Source organism: Kitasatospora atroaurantiaca (assembly GCF_007828955.1).
GTDB classification, from domain to species: domain Bacteria; phylum Actinomycetota; class Actinomycetes; order Streptomycetales; family Streptomycetaceae; genus Kitasatospora; species Kitasatospora atroaurantiaca.
Genome location: NZ_VIVR01000001.1, coordinates 1,131,521 through 1,151,949, shown reverse-complemented (window position 1 = coordinate 1,151,949; position 20,429 = coordinate 1,131,521). Strand labels below are relative to the sequence as shown.

Below are 20,429 nucleotides of genomic sequence, written 5' to 3'. Positions count from 1 at the left end.
CGGTCGGTCGAACCGCAACGGCTTCCGTTACTTCTCGGCGCGGCGCTCCGCCTTGGCGGCGGCCTCGGCCTCCTCCGCGGCCTCGGCGACCTCCAGGGTCGGCGCGGTGCCGCCGAGGTGGGCGGGGAGCCACCAGGAGTCCTCGGGGCCGGCCGGGGTGCCGGGGTACTCGCGCTGGGCCTTGTCGAGCATCTCGCTCATGGCGGCGCGGAGGCGGCGGGTGACCATGACGGGCTTGTCGCCGGGGGCGAGCTCGATGGGCTCGCCGATCATGATGGTCACCGGGACGTGGCGCTTGGTCAGGGTCTTCGGGCGGCCCTTGGTCCACAGCTGCTGGGTGCCCCAGAGCACCACCGGCAGCAGTGGGGCGCCGGAGTCGGCGGCCATCCGGGCGGCGCCGGTCTTGAACTTCTTCAGCATGAACGAGCGGCTGATGGTCGCCTCGGGGAACACCCCGACCACCTCGCCGGCCTTGAGGGCCTTCACGGCCTCCTCGTATGCGGGCTGGCCGTCCGTCCGGTCCACGGGGATGTGCTTCATGCCGCGCATCAGGGGGCCGGAGACGCCGTGCTTGAAGACGTCGTCCTTTGCCATGAAGCGGGTCTTGCGCCTACCGCCCTTGTAGGCGCCGAGGCCGGCGAAGAGGAAGTCGAGGTAGCTGATGTGATTGCTCACCAGCACCGCGCCGCCCTCGGCGGGGATGTTCTCCGCTCCCACGATCTTGATGCGGACATCGAGCGCGCGGAAGACGGTGAGCGCCGCCCCGATCACCGGCGGGTACACGAACTCTGCCACGGTAAGCCCTACTTCCCACGGGCCTGGGGCCCGGTCGGTCCGGTGGTTCCCGAGGCGCGGGTGGGGCCGACCGAAGGCGCGGCACGCCGCGGCGGCCACGGGTGATACACGCAGATGATCCCCCGAAGGAGTGCTTTCTGTCACCTGAGCGCGTCCGGCGGGTGATACATGCCGCATGGGTGGCCGCCGCACGGGCCCACGGGCTTGGTCCGCAGGCCGGTCCGGCCTACCGCCCGGTGGTGCCGAGCCGGGCCTGGCCGCGCCGCAGCAGCAGATACATCTCGCAGCCCAGGCAGTAGCCGAAGGCGGCGTTGAGGAACGCGGCGCCGAGGGCGAAGGCGGTGGCCGTGAGGCCGAGCCAGGACAGACCTGACAGATAGCCGACGGTGCCGATCACCGCGAACGCGAGGCCCACTCCCTGCGCGAACCGGGGCGGGCGGGCGTCCTCCAGTTCGCGGGGCGCGCCGAGGCGGGGCCTTACCAGGGTGCGGTACAGCCAGCCGTACGGCGAGTACTGCAGGCCGGCGAGACTGCCGACGGCGAAGACGACGGCCTGGGCGGCGAGCAGCCGGCCGCTACCGGTGATCAGTACGGCGGCGAGGACGACGGTGGTGAGGACGGCGGCGAAGCGAGGGCCGCGCGGGTCGATCTGCATGGGGACTCCGGGGCAGAGCGGCGGGAAGAAAGGGGGGAGGGATGGGAGAGAGCGGTCAGCGACAGCGCGACGCGGTGGCCCGGCACAGGTCGACCACGCGGCGGCTGGTCAGCCGCGGCCCGGGTCGGTGTCGGTGTCGCTCGAGGGAGTCCACGGGCGTGATGGTACTGCCGTCCGGCACGCTGTTTCGACACCCGGACACCCCCCGATCCCCTTTGTACGCCCGCCCCCACGCCCCGCCCCCGCGGTGAAGTGCCGCACACTGGAGCGATGACCGGCTTGGTGGTGTGTGTTGCGGTGCTCGTGCTGGCGAGCGCGTTCGGGCTGCTGCGGGCCTGGCGTGACGGGAGGCTGCGGGTGCGCACGAAGGACGGGGCCGTCCGGCTCTCGGAGGCGGAGCTGGGGGAGGAGCTGGGGGCGCGGGCCACGCTGGTGCAGTTCTCTACGGCGTTCTGCCAGCCCTGCCGGGCGACCCGCCGCGTTCTGGCGGAGGTCGCCGAGATGGTGGACGGCGTGGCGCACGTCGAGATCGACGCCGAGGAGCGCCTCGAGTTGGTACGGCGCCTGGACATCCTGCGGACTCCGACCGTCCTGGTGCTGGACGCGACCGGACGGGTGATCCGCCGGGCGGCCGGGCAGCCGCGCCGGGCGGATGTGATCGCGGCGCTCGGCGAGGCGATATGAAGCCGGCCAAGGACTGTAGGACTGCCGGGCTCAAGGACTGAGGGACCGTCCGGCCAGGTGAATCTTGTCAAGACCGTTCAATCTCACAGTCGATCTGCTGCCCAGTCAGGTGGTCCCGGGCCTCGGCTGAGGCAGGATGGGCGCAGACGGCAGTGCAGCCGTCCCGTACCCCTCTCCGCCAGCGCGGACGGGAGGTGCGGGACGCTCGGCCGGGACCCGGCAGCGCTAAGCTACTGGCCAGTAGTGACGGCTAAGCTACTCGCGAGTATGCTGCCAGGAAGTTCCGGACGGGCACAGGAATACGCTGCCCGGAGTGGGCCTGGAGTGCGCCTTTCCCCAAGGCGGCCCAGTACCCGCTTGCACAGCCGCAGCCGCCGGACGAGACCAGTACAGGAGACAGGCCGTGAGCTTGAGGATCGTTGTCTGTGTGAAGTACGTGCCCGACGCGACCGGTGACCGTCGCTTCGCGGACGACACCACCACCGACCGGGAGGGCGTGGACGGCCTCCTGTCGGAGCTGGACGAGTACGGCGTGGAGCAGGCGCTGCGGATCGCGGAGGCGCACGGTGATGCCGAGGTGACCGTGCTGACCGTGGGGCCGGACGATGCCAAGGACGCGCTGCGCAAGGCGTTGTCGATGGGTGCGGACAAGGCCGTTCACGTGAACGACGACGACATCCACGGTTCGGACGTGATCGCCACCTCGGGGATCATCGCGAAGGCGCTGGAGAAGACCGGGTTCGACCTGGTGGTCGGCGGCATGGCCTCGACCGACGGCACGATGGGTGTGCTGCCGGCGCTGCTGGCCGAGCGCCTGGGGGTGCCGCAGGTGACCCTGCTGTCCGAGGTGACGGTCGAGGGGACCACGGTGAAGGGCCGCCGGGACGGCGACGCGGCCACCGAGGAGCTGCAGGCGGAGCTGCCCGCGGTCATCTCGGTCACCGACCAGTCCGGTGAGGCCCGCTACCCGTCCTTCAAGGGCATCATGGCGGCGAAGAAGAAGCCGGTCACCGAGTACGACCTGGACGACCTGGGCATCGACGCGGGCGAGGTCGGCCTGGCCGGCGCGTGGACCGCGGTGGAGACCATCACGGCCCGCCCGCCGCGCACCGCGGGCACCATCGTCAAGGACGAGGGTGAGGGCGGCAAGCAGCTCGCCGCCTACCTCGCCGCCCAGAAGTTCATCTAACCGACCGCCGTTAGCGCCAATTTCACGATCGATCAGGAGCAACGAATCATGGCTGAGATCCTGGTTCTCGTGGACCACGCCGACGGTGTGGTCCGCAAGCCGGCCCTGGAACTGCTGACCCTGGCCCGCCGCATCGGCGAGCCCGCCGCGGTGGTGCTGGGCGCCGGTGCGGCCGCCGCCGACATCGCCGCCAAGGCCGGCGAGTTCGGCGCGGCCAAGGTGTACGTCGCCGACGGCGCCGAGTTCGCCGACCAGCTGGTCGTCCCCAAGGTCGACGCGCTCGCCCAGATCGCCAAGGCCGCCGACGCGGCCGCGGTGCTCGTCACCTCCTCCGGCGAGGGCAAGGAGGTCGCCGCACGCGTCGCGCTGCGGCTGGGTTCGGGCATCATCACCGACGCGGTGGACCTGGAGGCCGGCGACGGTGGTCCGGTCGCCACCCAGTCGGTGTTCGCCGCGTCGTTCCAGGTGAAGTCGAGGGTGTCGCACGGCGTGCCGGTGATCACGGTGAAGCCGAACGCGGTGGCCCCCGAGGCGGCCCCGGCGGCCGGCGCGGTGGAGAACGTCACGGTGGCGTTCACCGGCAACGCGGCCACGGTCGTCGCCCGCACCCCGCGGGTCTCCTCCGGCCGCCCCGAGCTGACCGAGGCCGCGATCGTGGTCTCCGGCGGGCGTGGCGTGGGTGCGGCGGAGGGCTTCGGCGTGGTCGAGGAGCTCGCGGACGCGCTGGGCGCGGCCGTCGGTGCCTCGCGGGCCGCGGTGGACGCGGGCTGGTACCCGCACACCAACCAGGTCGGCCAGACCGGCAAGCAGGTCTCCCCGCAGCTGTACGTCGCGGCGGGCATCTCCGGCGCGATCCAGCACCGGGCCGGCATGCAGACCTCGAAGACCATCGTGGCCATCAACAAGGACCCCGAGGCCCCGATCTTCGAACTCGTCGACTACGGCGTGGTCGGCGACCTGTTCACCGTCCTCCCCCAGCTCACCGCCGAGGTCAAGGCCCGCAAGGGCTGACCGGCGCAGTCGGCTCAGCTGACAGAAGGGCGCGGTTCCCCGTTCGGGGGACCGCGCCCTTCGGCGTTCCGACGCGGCCCCCGAAACGCCCATCGGTGTTCCCGGCCCGGCGGCCGAGCCACCGCGTAGAGTCCGGAGGCATGGGACTGCTGACGGCACTTGAGGGTGCGTACGGCGATGCCGCCGACGCGCTGCGGATCGACGGGTACGCGATGTCGCGCGAGCAGCTGCTCGGCGCGGCGACGGCGGTGGCGGACCGGGTGGCGGGCGCGCCGGCGCTCGCCGTACTGGCCCGGCCGACGGCCGAGACGGTGGCGGCCGTGGTGGGCGGCCTGCTCGCCGGCGTACCGGTCGTGCCACTCCCGCCCGACTCCGGGCCGAAGGAGCGGGAGCACATCCTGCGGGACTCGGGGGCGACGCTGCTCGCGGGCGGCGCGGCCGAGGAGGGGCTGGAACCGGTACCCGTGGAGCTGACGGCGCGTTCGGGGAGCTCGTACGCCGAGCCCGCGCCGGAGCGCACGGCCTTCGTGCTCTACACCTCGGGCACCACCGGCGCGCCCAAGGGTGCGCTGATTCCGCGCTCGGCCGTCGCAGCCGGGCTTGACGGGCTCGCGGACGCCTGGCAGTGGACGGCCGAGGACACGCTGGCGCACGGACTGCCGCTGTTCCACGTGCACGGCCTGGTGCTGGGCGTGCTCGGCGCCCTGCGGACGGGAAGCCGCCTGGTGCACACCGGCCGGCCCACGCCGGAGGCGTACGCCGCGGCGCGGGGCAGCCTGTACTTCGGGGTGCCCACCGTCTGGTCCCGGATCGCGAACGACGCGGAGTCGGCGGCGGCACTGCACTCGGCGCGGCTGCTGGTCTCGGGCAGCGCACCGCTGCCGGTGCCGGTCTTCGAGCGCCTGGTGGCGCTCACCGGCCAGGCCCCGATCGAGCGGTACGGGATGACCGAGTCGCTGATCACCGTCAGCACCAGGGCAGACGGCGAACGCAGGCCGGGGAGCGTCGGTCTGCCGCTGGACGGCGTACGGACCCGGCTGGTCGGCGAGGACGGCGCACCCGTCCCGCACGACGGCGAGACGGTCGGCGAGCTGCAGGTCGCCGGGCCGACCCTGTTCGCAGGGTACCTCCACCGGCCGGACGCCAACGCGGAGGCCTGGACGGCCGACGGCTGGTTCCGGACCGGCGACGTCGCGGTGATCGGCCCGGACGGATTCCACCGGATCGTCGGCCGGGCCTCGGTCGACCTGATCAAGAGCGGCGGCTACCGGATCGGCGCCGGCGAGGTGGAGGCCGCCCTGCGCGACCACCCGGCCGTCGCCGACGCGGCGGTGGTCGGCGCGCCGGACACCGACCTCGGGCAGGCCGTGGTGGCGTACGTGATCGCGGACGGGCCGGTGACGGGCGACCAGCTCACCGCCTTCGTGGCCGAGCGGCTGTCCGTGCACAAGCGGCCCCGCCGCGTGGTGCTGGTCGACGAGCTGCCGCGCAACGCCATGGGCAAGGTGCTGAAGAAGCAGCTGCTCGACCTGGCGTGAATCGACCTGGCGTGAGAGCACCGCGTGGTTGCGGCTGACACATGCCGCACGGCCGGGAAGTGACGGTGCGGCGGGCGGCCAGGTATGGGCAAGGGGCGGGCGCGGGTACCACCTGGGGTGGCGCAGGCCGGGCGTACGGCCCGCGCCACCCCGAGCGGTGGGCGCCGGGGCGAGATGAGGGCAGGGGACGCTGTGATCGTCTGGGTCAATGGCACATTCGGGGCGGGCAAGACGAGCGCCTGCCGTGAGCTGGTGGAGTTGCTGCCCGGGAGCCTCCTGTACGACCCGGAGCTGGTCGGGTACGGGCTGCGCCGGATGCTTCCCGCGGACCGGATGTCGCCGGTCTCCGACTTCCAGGACCTGCCGTCCTGGCGGCGGTTGGTGCCCGAGGTCGCGGCGGCGCTCCTCAGCGAGGTCCCCGGCCCGCTGGTGGTGCCGATGACCCTGCTGCGCGAGGACTACCGGGACGAGATCTTCGGCGCGCTCGCCGCGCGCGGGCTGGCGGTGCACCACTTCGTCCTTGACCCTGAGGAAACGATCCTGCGCCAACGCATAGCCGAACGGGAGGAGTGCCCGGACGATCCCGACGGTAGCGCCCGGGTGCGAGAGTGGTGCCGGGAGCACCTCTCGCAGTACCGGTCCGCCAGACGCTGGCTCAGCCGGGACGCACAGCTGGTCGACACCGGCGACCTGACCCCGCGCCAGACCGCCGAGCGCCTGGCCGAGCTGGTCAAGGACGGCGCCGCCCGCTGTCCGATCGTGCAGAGTGCCGACTCGACGGGCGACACGGTGGCCGCGGCCGTGCTGCTCTTCGACGAGCAGGACCGGGTGCTCCTGGTGGACCCGGTCTACAAGCCCTCGTGGGAGTTCCCGGGCGGGGTGGTCGAGCGTGGCGAGGCACCCACGGACGCGGCGCTGCGCGAGACGGCGGAGGAGCTGGGCCTGCGTCTGGAGGCGCCCGCGCTGCGGCTGCTCGCGGTGGACTGGGAGCCGCGGACCGGCCCGCGCCAGGGCGGCCTGCGGCTGGTCTACGACGGCGGCCGGCTCGACGACGCCGCGAGGGCCGGGCTACGGCTGCCGGCCGAGGAGCTGCGCGGCTGGCGGTTCGTCACCTTGGACGAGGCCGCGGGCCTGCTGCCCGCCGGGCGCCTGCGCCGGCTCGCCGCCGCGCTCGACGCGCGCGAGCGCGGGGAGCTGCGCTACCTGGAGGCCGGGCTGCCCGCGGCCGTCGGCGCAGCCGCGGCGGGCTGACGGTCGGGCCTGCCGGTCGGACGGACGGTCGGACGGTCGGTCGGGCGGTCGGGCGGGCACGTGGCCCGGTGCGCGGGCACGGGCGCCTTCGCAGGGCAGGATGGGCGTATGCCGTTCACGCTCAGCCATCCCGCTGCCGTTCTGCCGCTGCTCAGGGGTGCGGCCGGCCGGGGGCCGTTGATCGCCTCCGCCCTCGTCGCCGGGGCGATGGCACCGGATCTGCCGTACTTCGCCGACTCGCTGCTGCCCGGCAGCTACCGGCACGGCGCGGTGACGCACCGGTGGTGGGCGGTGCCGACCGTTGACGTGGCGATCGCGGGCGGGCTGGTGGCGGCCTGGCATGGGTGGGTACGCGCTCCGCTGCTGGCCCTCCTCCCCGGTCGCTGGGCGGCGGCCGCCGAGGCGGTCACCGCGCCCTCGGGCCGCGGGGACGGCAGCCCGGCGTGGTTCGCCGTATCCGCCGCCGTCGGGGCGGCCACGCACGTCGGCTGGGACTCCTTCACCCACGAAGACCGGGCCGGGGTCAGGGCGTTCCCCGTACTGAACCGTCCGCTCGCGGGGGTGCCGCTCCACACCGTCCTGCAGTACGCCAGCTCCGCCGTCGCACTCGGGTACGTCGCGCGCTACGCCGTACGGGTGGCGGCCGAGGCGGACACCGCCCGGCCACCCGGGACGCACCGCCCGCACCCGGCCGTGCGCCGGGCCGGGGTCGCGGCGATGGCCGGGGCGACGGCGGCCGGGGCGGCTCACCGGCTCACTCGGAGCGACCGCGAGCGGATCGCCGAGTTCTGCTTCGGCGGCGGCGCCGGCCTCGCCGTGGGCGCGGTGGCGTACGCGACGACGGCCCGGCTGTTCCGGACCGTGTCGCGGCGCCGCCGCCACGCCTCCGCCTAGGCGTTCGCCTTCGTCAGCTCCGCGTAGCGGCGGAGGAACAGTGCCTCGGCGAGGGCCATCCGCTCCAGCTCCACCGGGTCCACGCTCTCGTTGACCGCATGGATCTGGGTGGTGGGCTCCTCCACGCCGATCAGCACGATCTCCGTCTGCGGGTAGAGCGTGCGCAGCGTGTTGCAGAGCGGGATGGAGCCGCCCTCGCCGGACGCGACCATCGCGACCCCGAACGCCTCCTGCATCGCCTCGCCCATCGCCTCGTACGCCGGGCCCGAGGTGTCGGCGCTGAACGGCTCGCCGCCGCTGAGCCGGGTCACCCTGGCCTGCGCACCGAACGGGACGGCCGCCTCCAGGTGGGCGACCAGGGCGTCCTGAGCGCCCTTCAGCTCCATGCCCGGCGGGATCCGCAGGCTGACCAGGGCCTTCGCGCTCGCCTGGACGGAGGAGGTCGCGCCGATCACCGGTGGCGCGTCGATGCCCAGGACGGTCACCGAGGGCCGGGCCCAGAGCCGGTCCGCGACGCTGCCGGTGCCGGTCAGGGCGACCCCGTCCAGCACCTTGGCGTCGTCCCGGAACTTCGCGTCCGGGTACTCCACTCCCGGCCAGGTCTGGTCGGCCCGGAGTCCCTTCACCGCGACGTCGCCGAGCTCGTCGTGCAGGGTGGCGAGGACGCGGACCAGCGCCTGCAGTGCGTCCGGGGCGGCGCCGCCGAAGGCGCCCGAGTGCAGGTTGCCGGCCAGTGTGGAGACGGCGATCTCGACCACGGTCATGCCGCGCAGCGAGGCGGTCACGGTGGGCAGGCCGGGGGCGAAGTTCCCGGCGTCGCCGATCACGATCACATCGGCGGTGAGCAGCTCGGGGTGGGCCTCGGCGTAGCGCTCGAGACCGCCGGTGCCCTGCTCCTCCGAGCCCTCGACGATCACCTTCAGGCCGACCGGGAAGGCGCCGTCGACCTCGCGCAGCGCCCGCAGGGCCGTCAGGTGCATCAGGATGTTGCCCTTGCAGTCGGCCGCGCCGCGTCCGTACCAGCGGCCGTCACGCTCGGTCAGCTCGAACGCCGGGCTCAGCCAGCCACTCTCGTCCAGCGGCGGCTGCACGTCGTAGTGCGAGTACAGCAGCACGGTCGGCGCGCCGGCCGGGCCCGGCAGCTCGGCGTACACCGACTGGGTGCCGTCGGGGGTGTCCAGCAGCCGAACGCCCGTCAGGCCCTCCGCGGCGAAGGCCTCGGCGACCCAGCGAGCGGCCTTCTCGCACTCCTCGACCGGGAACTGCCGGGGGTCGGCGACGGAAGGGAAGGCCACCAGCTCGGCCAGGTCGGCCTTGGCGCGCGGCATCAGGGATCGGACGGCCGCCGCCAGGGGCTGCTGGGTCATCAGCTTCTCCGAGGGGTGTTCGGGGAACGGAAGGGTGATTGATTCCACGATCATAGGCATCGGGTGCGGAGGAGGCTGGCGGCCGGGCGGGGCGTGCCCACTAAGATTGCTGCCCGTGACTGACTCCGGTAGCTCCCTCGGCCAGGACCGCCTCGACCGCCCCACCGACTCGGCCGACTCCGCCGGTCCCGAGACCGACTCCGTCGCCCACGACTCCGGGTCCGCCGGGCCCGACCCGCTCGACGGCGTCTGGGACGTGGTCGTGGTGGGTGCGGGACCGGCCGGTTCCTCGGCCGCGTACGCCGCTGCCCTCCAGGGCCGCCGTGTGTTGCTCCTCGACAAGGCCGAGCACCCCCGCTACAAGACCTGCGGCGGCGGCATCATCGGCCCGTCCCGGGACAGCCTGCCGCCGGACTTCAAGCTGCCGCTGCAGGACCGGATCCACGCGGTCACCTTCGCGCTGGGCGGCCGGTTCACCCGCACCCGGCGCTCGAAGCGGATGCTCTTCGGCCTGGTCAACCGCGACGAGTTCGACCTGCGCCTGGTGCAGGCCGCCGAGCAGGCCGGTGCGGTGCTGGTCACCGGGGTCACCGTCAGCGGCGTCGAGCAGCAGGGCAGCGACCAGCGGACGGTGGCCGTCACCACCGCGGACGGGCGGCGCATCGAGGCCCGCGCGGTGGTCGGCGCGGACGGCAGCGCCAGCCGGATCGGCCGGCACGTCGGGGTGACGTTCGACCAGATCGACCTGGGCCTGGAGGCCGAGATCCCGGTGCCGGAGTCCGTCTCCCGGTACTGGTCCGGCCGGATCCACCTCGACTGGGGCCCGCTGCCGGGCTCGTACGGCTGGGTCTTCCCGAAGACCGACTCGGGGACGCTCACCGTGGGCGTGATCTCGGCACGCGGCGACGGCGAGCGGACCAAGCAGTACCTGGCCGACTACATCCGGCAGTTGGGCCTGTCCGGCTTCACCCCGAGCATCGAGTCCGGCCACCTGACCCGCTGCCGTGCCGAGGACTCGCCGCTCTCGCGCGGCCGGGTCCTGGTCGCCGGCGACGCGGCCGGCCTGCTGGAGCCGTGGACGCGCGAGGGCATCTCGTACGCGCTGCGCTCGGGCCGGCTGGCGGGCGAGTGGGCGGTGAAGGTCGCCGAGGCGAGCGGCCCGGCCGACGTGCGGCGGCAGGCGCTCAACTACGCGTTCGCGATCAAGGCCGGGCTCGGCGTGGAGATGCGCGCGGGCAAGGTGATGCTGGGGGCCTTCGAGCGCCGGCCGCACCTGTTCCACGCGGCGGTCTGCCTGGTCACCCCGGCCTGGCGGGCCTTCGCCCGGACCACCCAGGGCCACACCACCTTCGCCCAGGTGATGCGGGACTACCGGGCCGCGCGCAAGCTGGCGGCGATCGCGGCGCGCTGAGGCGGCCGGCCTGCGGGAAGGGCTCCGGGGCCGGGGCCCTTCCCGCAGCCTGTCCCGGAAGCCGGCGCCGCATCGGGCAACGTTCGCCCCGTCGGCTCGGCGCGGCAGCCGCCCAGGGTGTCTACGAGCTGGACACGATCGTCGCCGCGGGCGACCGCGATCGGGGTGTGGTTCCCCCGTGCGGCCGATGCCGACAGGTCCTCCTCGACTACTTCCCGGCCCTCAAGGTCATCGTCGGTGCGGACGACCGCCTCCGGACCCTCGCCATCACCGACCTGCTCCCCGAGAGCTATGTCTGGGCCGACCACCAGCTCGACGCTGAGCAGACCGCGCCACTCGGCACGAGCTGACAGCGCCACACGGCACCAGGGCGAACGGTGCCGGATGCGGCACTAATTGCGGGTGAAGGTACGGGTCGCAGCCGCGGCGATCGCGATCCCGAGGGTCCAGCCCAGTACCGTCAGCACGGCCGTGACCACGGCGGGAGCGCCGTGGTACTGCCAGACGTCGGGCTGGCCGAACCGGATGACCGGGACCAGGTGGTCGGCGGCGTACAGCACCGGGTTGAACACCGAGGAGTCCTCGGTGTTGACGCGTACGGGCGTCACCCGGCTGAAGTACGCGCTGCTCGCCGCCAGCAGACCGATCGCCCAGCCGATCGCGCGCAGCGGCCGGTAGCCGTAGCCGACCGCCAGGTCGAGCAGGTGGCCGGGTATCCGCCGCCACCACGGCAGCTTGGCGCGCAGGGCCCGCTGCTTGGCGAGCAGTACCGTCCGTGCCTCGCCGTCGTTGCCGAGTGAGCGGTAGTAGGCGGCCAACTGCTCGTACGGCTGGGCGCGGAAGCCGCCGACCATGCCGTCGGACCGCTGGATCTGGCGCCTGAGCAGCGGCAGTCGCCGGGTCGCCTCGACGTACTCGCCGAACGGGCCGTAGGTGAAGCCGTCGAGATTCAACCGGCAGGGCCACGCGTCGAGTTCGTCGCGGATGCCGCCTTCGACGCTTGCCGCGTAGAGCGTCAGCAGGGCGTTCGGGCTGTCCATACCGGTCAGCTCCAGGTGCCCCGCGACGCGGGCCCCGGTCAACTCGATCTCGCCCTCGGTGCGGAAGCCGGCGTCGAGGTGCAGGCTGCCCTGGACGACCACGCGGTCGGCTTGGAGGGCAGGCTCGCCGGCTGCGGGGGTGAGCCGCGCCCCGCTGAGCTGCAGGTCGCTCCCGAACCTCGCTCCCGGCACGCGCACCGAACCGACGGCGGTGAAGTACCGCGGCTCTTCCCCCTCCGCCCGGCGCGGACGGAAGGAGACCTCGCTGGCGACCGTCAGGGCTTCGCCGTGCAGCGCGGACCGGCCGAGGCCGTCCAGCGTCGCACCGGTCAGCAGCAGTGAGCTGCCGATGTGCGCGCCGGGTATCCGCAGCTCTCCCGCCGTCCTGAGCCCCTGGGCCATCAGGCTCCGCCCGACCCTCATGCCGCCGGCGTTGAGCGACTTACCGTCAGGGGCCGTGTTGATCAGCTGCGCGTCGATGAAGGTGACCCGGCCGCCGATCTGTGCGTTGATCAGGTTGACCGCCCCTGTCACCACCGCCTGGTGGGCGAGCAGACTGCCGTCGATCCGGATGCCGTCGGCGTGGACGGCACGGTCGCCGCCGGTCACCACCGTGTCGCGCAGGTCCAGGGTGCCGCGTACGTGGGCGCCGTACGCGCTGAGGGTCGTCAGATGACACCCCCTCAGGTCGATCGATTCGGTGACGGCGCCGTCGAGATCGATCGGCCCGTCGAACCGGCACCCCTGCAACAGGAGGAGGGAGGAGACCTGCCCGTGGTCGATGCGGAGCTCACCGGTGATCCGCGCGCCGATGAGCCGGAGCGCTGCCACGGCTCCGACCGCGGCCGGGCAGGCGCCGAGCAGCAGGGCGGCGATCACCTCGCCTCGTACGGCGCGGTCGGCCGGCCAGCAGTCGGCGGCGGCCGGATCGTCCACGGCCGGGTCACCGGTGCGCAGATCGACCGACTCCCCGTGCGGGAAGGCTCGCCAGACCCTGCGTTCGGTCGCCGAGAGAGTGCCGAGCCGGCTCGGTACGGCGGGGTTGGAGGGAACGGATGTACGGGCCATGCCGGCCATCCTGCCCTAGAAGTGCACCGGTGGCCCCGGGTTCTGAAACAGGCTCAGCCGTACAACTCGTCGCCGAGCGGGCTGCGCAGGTACAGCACCACCCGGCCGTGCCGGGCCCGGGTGACCAGCCGGGTGGCGAACAGGACCGCCAGGTGCTGGCTGACGGCGCCCGGTGTCACGCCGAGGCGGGCGGCCAGCTCGGTGGTGGAGGCGGGCTCCTCCAGCATCGCCAACAGCCGGGCCTTCGGGGTGCCGAGGAGCTGTTCGAGCGCCTGCGGGGTGGGCGGCGGTTGCGGTGCCCCCACCATCGAGGCCTGGCCGCGTGCCGGGTACGTGATCACCGGTGGGTGCTCGTCGCTGATCGAGGTGATGGCGCCCCGGGCGAAGCAGGTCGGTATGAAGACCAGCCCGCGTCCGTCCACCACCACGTCCGCATCGCCGGGTGCCCAGTCCCGGCGGATCGTCAGGACCCCTTCCTCCCAGCGCAGCCGCGCGTCCAGATCCGCGAAGAGCGCCGCCGCACCCCGCTCGGCCAGGATGCGGGAGCGGTGGACGACGTCGGCGTGCAGCAGCGACCGGGCGCGCGGCCACCAGCCGGAGGCGAGGAGGCAGCGTTCCCAGTACTCCTCGACGGCGTCGGTGATCTGTGCCAGCAGTCGCGCCGGGTCGTCCAGACCCGCCGCCAGCGGCGCCGGGATCTCCCGGTCGTGCGGCAGGTAGGCGCGCTCCAGTTCGCCCTGCAGCAGCCGGGGCGGTGTCGCCCGGACGACCGCGAGTTCGGACGGGAAGTCGGGGAACGGCGTCGTCGGACGCGGCGTCAGGAAGTCCGGGATGTAACGGTTCGTGGCGACGAGCGCGCACAGGAGGGCGGTGTCCAGCCGCTCGAACTCCGGCCGGATCCGCTCGAACCAGGCCGTCTGCTGCGGGTACACACCCGGGTGCGTCCACATCCGCAGGCTCAGCACCGCCTCCTGCAGCGACGAGCAGGCGAACGAGGCGGCGGCGAGATCGGCGAGGCCGAGTCGGAATCGGTGCATTTGGGCCCCCAGGAGTTAGCCATAGCCTAAATCAGTTCCGAGGATGCGGCGTACCCGATGTGATCGACTCCATGACCGCCACCGCTTCCTCCTCCCCTGCCCCAGCCCCTGCCGATCCGTCAGCCCCGCCCTCCCGCTTCCTCCACCCGGACCCGATGGTCCGCCGCCTGGCCCGGATCACCCTGGTCAACTGCCTGGGCAACGGCCTCTTCATGACGCTCAGCGTCCTCTTCTTCACCCGCGTCCTCGGCTTCGGCGCGGCCCAGGTCGGCATCGGCCTCACCGCCGCCGGGCTGTGCGGCGTGCTCGCGAGCGTCCCCGCGGGGCGGGCCGCCGACCGGTGGGGCAGCAAGCCGGTGCTGGTCACGCTGGTCACCGTCGAGGCGGTCGGCACGACCGGGTACGTGCTGGTGCACGAGTTCACCGCCTTCGTCCTGCTCGCCTGCCTGGTGACCGCGGCCGACCGTGGTTCGGCGGCGGTGCGCGCGACGCTGTACGCCGAGGTGCTGCCCGCCGACCGGCGGGTGGCGGGCCGCGCCTATCTCCGGGTCGTCACCAACGTCGGCATCGGTGCGGGCACCGCGCTTGCCGCGCTCGCCCTGCAGGCCGACACCAGGTCGGCGTACGTCGTGGCCTTCCTCGCCGACGTGGTCTCCTTCGCCGTGGTGGCGGCCATGTACGCGATGGTCCCGGTGACCGCGCGCACGGCCCGTTCGGAGGCCGCCTCCACCGGGGCGGCCGGACGGAACCCCGCGCTGCGCAACCTTCCCTTCCTCGTGGTGACCGTGCTCAACGCCCTGCTCGTCCTGCAGTTCGCCATGCTGGAGGTCGGAGTGCCGCTCTGGATCGTCAAGCACACCGAGGCGCCGCGCGTCATGGTCGCCGGCTCACTGATCGTCAACACCGTGCTGGTGGTGGCCCTCCAGGTCCGGGCCACCAAGGGCACCGAGCAGCCGGGCGTGGCGGCCAGGGTCTTCGGCAAGGGCGGGCTGCTGGTGGCCGCCTCCTGTCTGGTGCTCGGGTTCGCCCACGGCGTTCCCGCCGTCGTCGCCGCCGTGCTGGTGCTGGCCGGCGTCGGGCTGCAGGCGCTCGGCGAGGTGTTCTCCCAGGCGGCCGGCTGGGCGCTGAGTTACGACCTGGCGGGCGAGGGCGCCCATGGCGCGTACCAGGGGGTCTTCAACGCCGGGATGTCGGCGGCCCTGATGCTGGGCCCCGCCCTGATCACCACCGCGGTGATCGGGCAGGGCCTGCTCGGCTGGGCCCTGCTGGCCGGGCTCTTCGCGGCGAGCGGGCTGGCCATGGGCCCGACCGTCCGCTGGGCGCAGCGGCGGAGTGCCCTGTCCACCCCGTCCGCCCTGCCCGTCACCTGACCACGGCGGGCAGCTCCCGGCAGTACGGCCGGTCCGCGGCCGCCACCTCGGTGGCCGGGCCGGCCGCCCGCAGGACGACGTCCAGCACCCGGTCCGGGTCGCAGGCGTAACCGCCGCTGGCCCAGGCCGGATTCGCCTCCACCACGGCCCAGCCGGCGGCCGTCGGGCCGATGTCGACCACGGTCGCGCTCGGCAGACCCTCGGCGCAGGCCGACAGGACGTCGGCCGCGAAGGCGAGCGCCTCCCGCCCGTCCGGATCCTCGCCGAGCGGCGCCACGTCCAGGGCACCGTCCACCGCGTACCGGCTCGCCGTGTGCACCGCGCCGTCGAGGACGAAGAGGCGGTACTCGCGCCGGAACGCCACGATGTCGCTGACCAGGACCAGGGTGTCGTCGTCCAGCGCGTCCGGCCCCGGCAGCCCGCTGCCGTCGGGGTAGACCCGGGCCGGGAACAGCTTGTCGACCGGAGGCTTGAGGAACGCCGGACGGCGCAGACGACGGGCCTCGGCGAGCGTGGTGCACTCGACGTGGCGGTGCGTCAGCTCACGGGGGAGGGCGGCGAGCCAGTCGACCGGGGCCTCCAGAGTGGCGACGCCGAGATCCTGCCCGACCGCGTCGGCGAAGAGCGGGCCGCCGTACAGGTGCGCCGGGCCCGGGCCGCGCAGTTCCTCGGGCACCTGCCAGCTGCGGGCGGTGTGGGCGCGCAGGCCGCGACGGCGGGCGGCGGTCAGCAGCTGAAGCCCGGTCTCGTTGATCCGGGGCGCGAGGAGGAGCAGGCGGTCGGTGGTCATGCCGACCGATGGTGCCGTAGTGGAGAGGGCGCGGACCAGCGGATTTTCGCCGGGCCCTCTGGTTGTGGGCGGGGTCGGCCTGGCAGAGTCCTCCCCGGGGGCGAATCCATCGCCCCACCTCCTGTCCCAGCCCTCCGACCCACCCTCAGCCGGAAAGCAGGCCAGCCGCGATGACCCGCGAAGTACAGTGCGTCCGCATCACCACCGCCGATGCCGTCACCACCCTGGAGCTGGACTCCCCGCACAACCGCAACGCCCTCTCCACCCGCCTGATGGCCGAGCTGTCGAAGGGCCTGGCCGATGCCGCCGCCGACCCGGCCGTACGGGCCGTGGTGCTCGGTCACACCGGCAAGGTGTTCTGTGCGGGCGCGGACCTCTCCGAGGCCACCGGCAGTGACCCGACGGTCGGCCCGCGCGGTCTGGTGGACATCCAGCGGGCGATCATCGACTGCCCGAAGCCGGTGATCGCCCTGGTCAACGGCCACGTCCGGGCCGGCGGCCTGGGACTGCTCGGTGCGGCGGACATCGCGATCGCCGGGCCGCTGTCCACCTTCGCCTTCACCGAGGTACGGCTCGGCCTGGCGCCCGCCGTGATCTCGCTCCCGCTGCGCCCCAAGCTGGACCCGCGCGCCGCCTCCCGCTACTACCTCACCGGTGAGACCTTCGACGCGGCCGAGGCCGCCCGGATCGGTCTGATCACCGAGGCGGCCGAGGACCCGGCCGGCGCCCTCAAGGTGCTGCTCGACGCCGTACGGCTCGGCTCGCCGCAGGGGCTGGCCGAGTCGAAGCGGCTGGCCAACGCCGACGTGGTGGCCTCCTTCGAGCAGGACGCCGAGGAGCGCGTCACCCTCTCCGCCCGGCTGTTCGGGTCGGCGGAGGCGCAGGAGGGCATGCGCGCGTTCCTGGAGCGCCGCCCGGCGCCGTGGGCGTAGGCCCGTCCGAAGACGGCGTCAGCTCCAGCGGATCTGGGCCGTCTCCCGCCACAGGTCGAGCAGCGTCGGGTCGCCGCCGATCTCGACCCGCGCCGGCGGGAGGCGGTTCCAGAGCAGCAGGTAGAGCTCGTGGGCGGTGCCGCTGACCGTGCAGTCGGCGGGGCTGCCCGCGTCGGGCTCCACCGTCACGGGGTCAGGCCCGATCCGCACCAGCCAAGAGTCCGTCGCGTCCGTCGGCCTGACCAGCAGCGTGCGCGGCTGTTCGCTGCGCAGGCGCGCACGGGGCCGGACCAGGAAGCCGGCCACCAGCTCCTCGATGCCGTCCAGCGCGAAGGCCGTCGGCGTCGGGGTGGCCTCGCGGCCGGCGGCCGACTCGGCGTCGACCCGGTGCACTGCTGTCTCGTGCGCCTGCCGCCGGGCCCAGAACGCCTGCGGCGACGGTGCGGGCAGAAAAGTCCAGCACTCCAGATCCGCCGGCGCCTGCTCCAGCGCGGTGACCAGCCGGGAGTGGCCCGCCCGGAACCAGTCGAGCAGCTCGGCGTCCGACGGCACCGGCCCCCAGGCGGCTTCCTGTCCGGCCTCGTCCAGCGGCCGCCGGTGCCCGTGGGTGACGTACGCCGACGCCCAACGGTGCACCTGGCCGGTGTGCCGGACGAGGTCGCGCAGCTGCCAGCCCGGACAGGTCGGGACGGCGGCGTCGAGGTCGGTGGCGGCGGCCGCGTCGGCGAGCAGGGCGCCCTCGCGCCGCAGCGCGTCGAGGTGTTCGGCGATCTCCATGAGGCCCGAGTCTGCCAGCCTTCGGGCGGCGCGTGTGATGTTGCTCCCTCTCCGCTCCCGTCCCGGCGCCCGGCCGATAGCGTGGGACGCATGCCGAACGCCCGTACGCACGCCCGTGCGCTCCTGACCGCTGTCCGCTCCCGAGGCCGCCGGGCCGCCGGGCGGCTGGTGCACCAGGGGTGGCGCTGGGTGCAGTCGGCCGGCGCGGTGTCGAACGACAATCCGGGGCCGTACCGCTTCCGCGAGCTCGGGGACGGCACCAAGCTCGCTTTCCCGCTCGGTGCGGTCTTCAACGAGCAGTGGATCACCATCGGGCCGTTCTCGATCATCGGCGAACGCGTGACCATCTCGGCCGGCTTCGTACCCGGACTGGACCTCGGCCCGGAGCCGATCGTCCGGATCGGCGGCGGCTGCGTGCTCGGGCGCGGCAGCCACATCGTCGGCCACCAGTCGATAACCCTCGGCGACGACGTCTGGACCGGCCCGTACGTCTACATCACCGACACCGCGCACTCGTACCACGACACCGATCTGCCGATCGGCAAGCAGTGGCCGCGCAACGAGCCCGTCGAGATCGGTGCCGGCTCCTGGATCGGCACCGGCGCGGTGATCCTCCCCGGGGCGAGGATCGGCCGCAACGTGGTGGTGGCCGCCGGGTCGGTCGTCCGCGGCGAGGTCCCCGACCACAGTGTGGTCGCGGGTGCTCCGGCCAAGGTCGTCCGCAGCTGGGCGGAGGCCGAGGGCTGGCAGCCGCCCTTCCGCCACGACCCGCCCAGCCCCCTCCCGGAAGGCGTCACCGCCGAACAGCTCCGCGCCCTGGTCGGCTGGGACCTACGCCTCCCCGGCGAGCCGGCCTGACGGTACGTCGGCCCGGCGCGGCCCTGCCTTCGGCGCCGGTTGGCCCGGCCTCCGGAAGTGCGCGTACGGCGGGTAGGCCATGAAGGAGATGTCGACCTGCGGGCGGTGGACGCTCCGGTCGGGCTCCAGCTCCCCGGTGATCGAGGAGACCAGGGCCGGATACCCCTTGCGGAGGTCCTTCTGCCGAGGGCCGTGCCCCGCCGCGTACTCGAACTGCGTGGCGCCACGGCGCCAGCGCAACACGAATTCCGGGGTCAGGTGGCGTCCTGCGCCGACCAGGCGTCGCGGATCAGCTGCTCCAGGGCGGACCGTTCGGCACGCCAGCCCAGTTCACGGGTGATCAGGGAGGTGTCGGCGACGAGGCGCGGCGCCTCCGGCTGCGCGGGGCGGTGCACGATCGGCACCGGGCGGCCGGTGATCCGCTCGACCAGTTGCACGATCTCCAGCATGCTCGCCGGTGTGGCGCCGACGTTGTAGGTCCGGGCCAGCCCCGGACGGGCGCCGGTCACCGCCAGGGCGTACGCCTGCGCCACGTCGTCCACGTGCACGAAGTCCCGTACCGTGCCGCCGTCGCCGGTCAGCTCGAGGTACGGGTGGCGACCGGCGGCCACGGCCAGCGCCTTGGGGATGATCCGGGCTTCGTCGACGTCGCCCGTCCCGCCGACGTTGAAGCACCGGAGGATCACGGCGCTGACCTCACCCGCCGCAGCCCGCTGCCGCAGCAGCTCCTCGGCGTCGAGCTTCGAGGCGCCGTACGGGTTCCCGGGAGCCGGCACGGTCTCCTCGGTGATGGGCTGTCTGTCGGGGGCGCCGTAGACGGCGGCGGTCGAGCCGAGGACGACCACCGGCGGCGCACCCCCGCCCGGCCGTGAGGCGAGCGCGTCCAGCAGGGCCGTCGTGCCGCCGAGGTTTACCTCCCGGTACGCCTCCGGCCGGTCGAGCGAGGTCCGGCTGTTCGTCAGCGCGGCCAGATGGCAGACCGCCGCGACCCCGTCCAACGCGGGCCGCAGCGCCTCCTGGTCCCGCACGTCGGCATGCCGGACCTGCGCGGCCGGAAGATCCGGCACGGCCGACCCCTCCGGCCGGTGCGTCAGCGCCCAGACCTCGTGCCCGTCCCCGGCGAGCCGCCGCACCACCGCCCGGCCGACGAACCCGAACGCGCCGGTGACCAGAATTCGCATCGCGCCGCTCAGACGGCGGGGCGGGAGTGGAGGGTCACCACGGCCGCCACCCCGTCGACCCGCAGCAGGTCGTCGTCGCCGCTGCTCAGCAGGGACGCGTCGAAGCGGCCGAGCCGGACGGCGGCCGCGCCGAGTTCGGCCGTGCCGGCGAGGCAGACGAGGAGCACCACGGCGCCGCGAGGCACCGTGACGGAGCGCTGGAAGTCCGTGACCTCGACCTCGGCCGTCGCGCGGCCGCGTCGCGTCATCACGTTGAAGTCGACGACCGGCCCGCCGAGGAGGCGGCAGTCGGTGTCCGCGTCACCGGGGAAGGCGAACGGCCGGTACGGCTGCGCGAGCCGGTGCTCCGTACCGTCCACGGTCAGCGCCATGCCCGCGCCCTCGACGACCGTGATCACCCGGTCCACGTCCGCGAAGCGGGAGAACGGTCCGCCCTGGCCGACGTCGGCGAGGCTGACCCGCCAGTCGAAGTCGGCGAGCCCGGAGCCGGCGGGGAAGCCGGCCACCTCGCGGGTCACCCCGCCGCCGTTCAGCCACGGGGTGGCCTTGCGCCGGTCGGCCCGCAGTACCTGAACCGTCAT

The 20,429-nt window shown here is 73.7% G+C and carries 20 protein-coding genes and 1 pseudogene; 11 read left to right on the top strand and 10 right to left on the bottom strand.

Annotated features, from left to right (window positions below; all coding sequences use genetic code 11):
* Nucleotides 1-27: 27 nt before the first annotated feature.
* Complete coding sequence (locus FB465_RS05245; protein WP_145788030.1) at nucleotides 28-795, bottom strand: lysophospholipid acyltransferase family protein; 768 nt, start codon at nucleotides 793-795, stop codon at nucleotides 28-30.
* A gap of 226 nt (nucleotides 796-1,021) precedes the next feature.
* On the bottom strand, nucleotides 1,022-1,450 hold the full coding sequence (locus FB465_RS05240) for a DUF4395 domain-containing protein (protein WP_145788029.1): 429 nt from the start codon (nucleotides 1,448-1,450) through the stop codon (nucleotides 1,022-1,024).
* Nucleotides 1,451-1,720: 270 nt separating this feature from the next.
* Here FB465_RS05240 and FB465_RS05235 point away from each other — a divergent pair, with 270 nt between their 5' ends.
* The 6 genes from FB465_RS05235 to FB465_RS05210 all read left to right on the top strand — a co-directional run bounded on the left by FB465_RS05235 (nucleotide 1,721) and on the right by FB465_RS05210 (nucleotide 8,017).
* Nucleotides 1,721-2,134, top strand: a complete 414-nt coding sequence (locus tag FB465_RS05235; protein ID WP_145788027.1) for a TlpA family protein disulfide reductase — start codon at nucleotides 1,721-1,723, stop codon at nucleotides 2,132-2,134.
* 403 nt (nucleotides 2,135-2,537) lie between these two features.
* Nucleotides 2,538-3,323 carry an electron transfer flavoprotein subunit beta/FixA family protein gene (locus FB465_RS05230; protein ID WP_145788025.1) on the top strand — a complete coding sequence of 262 codons (786 nt, stop codon included), beginning with the start codon at nucleotides 2,538-2,540 and terminating at the stop codon, nucleotides 3,321-3,323.
* 48 nt (nucleotides 3,324-3,371) lie between these two features.
* A complete protein-coding gene (locus FB465_RS05225; protein ID WP_145788023.1) occupies nucleotides 3,372-4,334 on the top strand; it encodes an electron transfer flavoprotein subunit alpha/FixB family protein in 963 nt (320 codons plus the stop codon).
* Nucleotides 4,335-4,474: 140 nt separating this feature from the next.
* Nucleotides 4,475-5,872, top strand: coding sequence for an acyl-CoA synthetase (locus FB465_RS05220; RefSeq protein ID WP_145788021.1), 1,398 nt, complete (start codon nucleotides 4,475-4,477; stop codon nucleotides 5,870-5,872).
* Nucleotides 5,873-6,064: 192 nt separating this feature from the next.
* Complete coding sequence (locus FB465_RS05215) at nucleotides 6,065-7,123, top strand: NUDIX hydrolase (protein ID WP_145788019.1); 1,059 nt, start codon at nucleotides 6,065-6,067, stop codon at nucleotides 7,121-7,123.
* A 108-nt stretch (nucleotides 7,124-7,231) separates the two neighbouring features.
* On the top strand, nucleotides 7,232-8,017 hold the full coding sequence (locus FB465_RS05210) for a DUF4184 family protein (RefSeq protein ID WP_145788017.1): 786 nt from the start codon (nucleotides 7,232-7,234) through the stop codon (nucleotides 8,015-8,017).
* Here FB465_RS05210 and FB465_RS05205 read toward each other — a convergent pair.
* Nucleotides 8,014-9,384, bottom strand: a complete 1,371-nt coding sequence (locus FB465_RS05205; protein WP_145788015.1) for a dipeptidase — start codon at nucleotides 9,382-9,384, stop codon at nucleotides 8,014-8,016. The genes FB465_RS05210 and FB465_RS05205 overlap by 4 nt on opposite strands.
* A gap of 115 nt (nucleotides 9,385-9,499) precedes the next feature.
* On the opposite strand from FB465_RS05205, the gene FB465_RS05200 reads away from it, so the two are divergent.
* Together FB465_RS05200 and FB465_RS05195 are read left to right on the top strand one after the other, a co-directional pair.
* Nucleotides 9,500-10,795: a geranylgeranyl reductase family protein gene (locus FB465_RS05200; RefSeq protein ID WP_145788013.1), complete on the top strand. Its 1,296-nt coding sequence runs from the start codon at nucleotides 9,500-9,502 to the stop codon at nucleotides 10,793-10,795.
* A gap of 95 nt (nucleotides 10,796-10,890) precedes the next feature.
* A pseudogene (locus FB465_RS05195) lies at nucleotides 10,891-11,145 on the top strand (cytidine deaminase); the annotation flags it as partial.
* Nucleotides 11,146-11,187: 42 nt separating this feature from the next.
* On the opposite strand, the gene FB465_RS05190 reads toward FB465_RS05195, so the two are convergent.
* Nucleotides 11,188-12,903, bottom strand: coding sequence for a pentapeptide repeat-containing protein (locus FB465_RS05190; protein ID WP_145788012.1), 1,716 nt, complete (start codon nucleotides 12,901-12,903; stop codon nucleotides 11,188-11,190).
* Nucleotides 12,904-12,956: 53 nt separating this feature from the next.
* Nucleotides 12,957-13,940, bottom strand: coding sequence for an ArsR/SmtB family transcription factor (locus FB465_RS05185; RefSeq protein WP_145788010.1), 984 nt, complete (start codon nucleotides 13,938-13,940; stop codon nucleotides 12,957-12,959).
* Nucleotides 13,941-14,011: 71 nt separating this feature from the next.
* Here FB465_RS05185 and FB465_RS05180 point away from each other — a divergent pair, with 71 nt between their 5' ends.
* Complete coding sequence (locus FB465_RS05180; protein WP_145788008.1) at nucleotides 14,012-15,310, top strand: MFS transporter; 1,299 nt, start codon at nucleotides 14,012-14,014, stop codon at nucleotides 15,308-15,310.
* On the opposite strand, the gene FB465_RS05175 is transcribed toward FB465_RS05180, so the two are convergent.
* Nucleotides 15,303-16,100, bottom strand: a complete 798-nt coding sequence (locus FB465_RS05175) for an ATP-grasp domain-containing protein (protein WP_145788006.1) — start codon at nucleotides 16,098-16,100, stop codon at nucleotides 15,303-15,305. The genes FB465_RS05180 and FB465_RS05175 overlap by 8 nt on opposite strands.
* A gap of 170 nt (nucleotides 16,101-16,270) precedes the next feature.
* Here FB465_RS05175 and FB465_RS05170 point away from each other — a divergent pair, with 170 nt between their 5' ends.
* Nucleotides 16,271-17,032 (top strand): enoyl-CoA hydratase family protein, encoded by a 762-nt coding sequence (locus FB465_RS05170; protein ID WP_145788004.1) that lies wholly within the window; start codon nucleotides 16,271-16,273, stop codon nucleotides 17,030-17,032.
* Nucleotides 17,033-17,050: 18 nt separating this feature from the next.
* Here FB465_RS05170 and FB465_RS05165 read toward each other — a convergent pair whose 3' ends face one another.
* Complete coding sequence (locus FB465_RS05165; protein WP_145788002.1) at nucleotides 17,051-17,809, bottom strand: maleylpyruvate isomerase family mycothiol-dependent enzyme; 759 nt, start codon at nucleotides 17,807-17,809, stop codon at nucleotides 17,051-17,053.
* A gap of 90 nt (nucleotides 17,810-17,899) precedes the next feature.
* Between FB465_RS05165 and FB465_RS05160 the strand changes: the two genes are divergently transcribed.
* The gene (locus FB465_RS05160; RefSeq protein WP_145788000.1) at nucleotides 17,900-18,667 is read left to right on the top strand and encodes an acyltransferase; all 768 of its coding nucleotides are present in this window, start codon (nucleotides 17,900-17,902) and stop codon (nucleotides 18,665-18,667) included.
* Here FB465_RS05160 and FB465_RS05155 read toward each other — a convergent pair.
* Genes FB465_RS05155 through FB465_RS05145 form a run of 3 tightly spaced genes read right to left on the bottom strand, consistent with a single transcriptional unit; the run spans nucleotide 18,641 to nucleotide 20,429 of the window.
* Nucleotides 18,641-18,910 carry a hypothetical protein gene (locus tag FB465_RS05155; protein WP_145787999.1) on the bottom strand — a complete coding sequence of 90 codons (270 nt, stop codon included), beginning with the start codon at nucleotides 18,908-18,910 and terminating at the stop codon, nucleotides 18,641-18,643. The genes FB465_RS05160 and FB465_RS05155 overlap by 27 nt on opposite strands.
* A gap of 11 nt (nucleotides 18,911-18,921) precedes the next feature.
* The gene (locus FB465_RS05150) at nucleotides 18,922-19,848 is read right to left on the bottom strand and encodes an NAD-dependent epimerase/dehydratase family protein (RefSeq protein WP_145787997.1); all 927 of its coding nucleotides are present in this window, start codon (nucleotides 19,846-19,848) and stop codon (nucleotides 18,922-18,924) included.
* An 8-nt stretch (nucleotides 19,849-19,856) separates the two neighbouring features.
* The gene (locus FB465_RS05145) at nucleotides 19,857-20,429 is read right to left on the bottom strand and encodes a HutD/Ves family protein (protein WP_145787995.1); all 573 of its coding nucleotides are present in this window, start codon (nucleotides 20,427-20,429) and stop codon (nucleotides 19,857-19,859) included.

Excerpts from the sequence above, each read along its gene's own strand:
- FB465_RS05225 (WP_145788023.1), top strand. The coding sequence starts at position 3,372 with ATGGCTGAGATCCTGGTTCTCGTGGACCACGCCGACGGTGTGGTCCGC.
- FB465_RS05190 (WP_145788012.1), bottom strand. The coding sequence starts at position 12,903 with ATGGCCCGTACATCCGTTCCCTCCAACCCCGCCGTACCGAGCCGGCTC.
- FB465_RS05205 (WP_145788015.1), bottom strand. The coding sequence starts at position 9,384 with ATGACCCAGCAGCCCCTGGCGGCGGCCGTCCGATCCCTGATGCCGCGC.
- FB465_RS05165 (WP_145788002.1), bottom strand. The coding sequence starts at position 17,809 with ATGGAGATCGCCGAACACCTCGACGCGCTGCGGCGCGAGGGCGCCCTG.
- FB465_RS05160 (WP_145788000.1), top strand. The coding sequence starts at position 17,900 with ATGCCGAACGCCCGTACGCACGCCCGTGCGCTCCTGACCGCTGTCCGC.
- FB465_RS05175 (WP_145788006.1), bottom strand. The coding sequence starts at position 16,100 with ATGACCACCGACCGCCTGCTCCTCCTCGCGCCCCGGATCAACGAGACC.
- FB465_RS05150 (WP_145787997.1), bottom strand. The coding sequence starts at position 19,848 with ATGCGAATTCTGGTCACCGGCGCGTTCGGGTTCGTCGGCCGGGCGGTG.
- FB465_RS05240 (WP_145788029.1), bottom strand. The coding sequence starts at position 1,450 with ATGCAGATCGACCCGCGCGGCCCTCGCTTCGCCGCCGTCCTCACCACC.
- FB465_RS05185 (WP_145788010.1), bottom strand. The coding sequence starts at position 13,940 with ATGCACCGATTCCGACTCGGCCTCGCCGATCTCGCCGCCGCCTCGTTC.
- FB465_RS05170 (WP_145788004.1), top strand. The coding sequence starts at position 16,271 with ATGACCCGCGAAGTACAGTGCGTCCGCATCACCACCGCCGATGCCGTC.
- FB465_RS05180 (WP_145788008.1), top strand. The coding sequence starts at position 14,012 with ATGACCGCCACCGCTTCCTCCTCCCCTGCCCCAGCCCCTGCCGATCCG.
- FB465_RS05145 (WP_145787995.1), bottom strand. The coding sequence starts at position 20,429 with ATGACGGTTCAGGTACTGCGGGCCGACCGGCGCAAGGCCACCCCGTGG.
- FB465_RS05235 (WP_145788027.1), top strand. The coding sequence starts at position 1,721 with ATGACCGGCTTGGTGGTGTGTGTTGCGGTGCTCGTGCTGGCGAGCGCG.
- FB465_RS05210 (WP_145788017.1), top strand. The coding sequence starts at position 7,232 with ATGCCGTTCACGCTCAGCCATCCCGCTGCCGTTCTGCCGCTGCTCAGG.
- FB465_RS05220 (WP_145788021.1), top strand. The coding sequence starts at position 4,475 with ATGGGACTGCTGACGGCACTTGAGGGTGCGTACGGCGATGCCGCCGAC.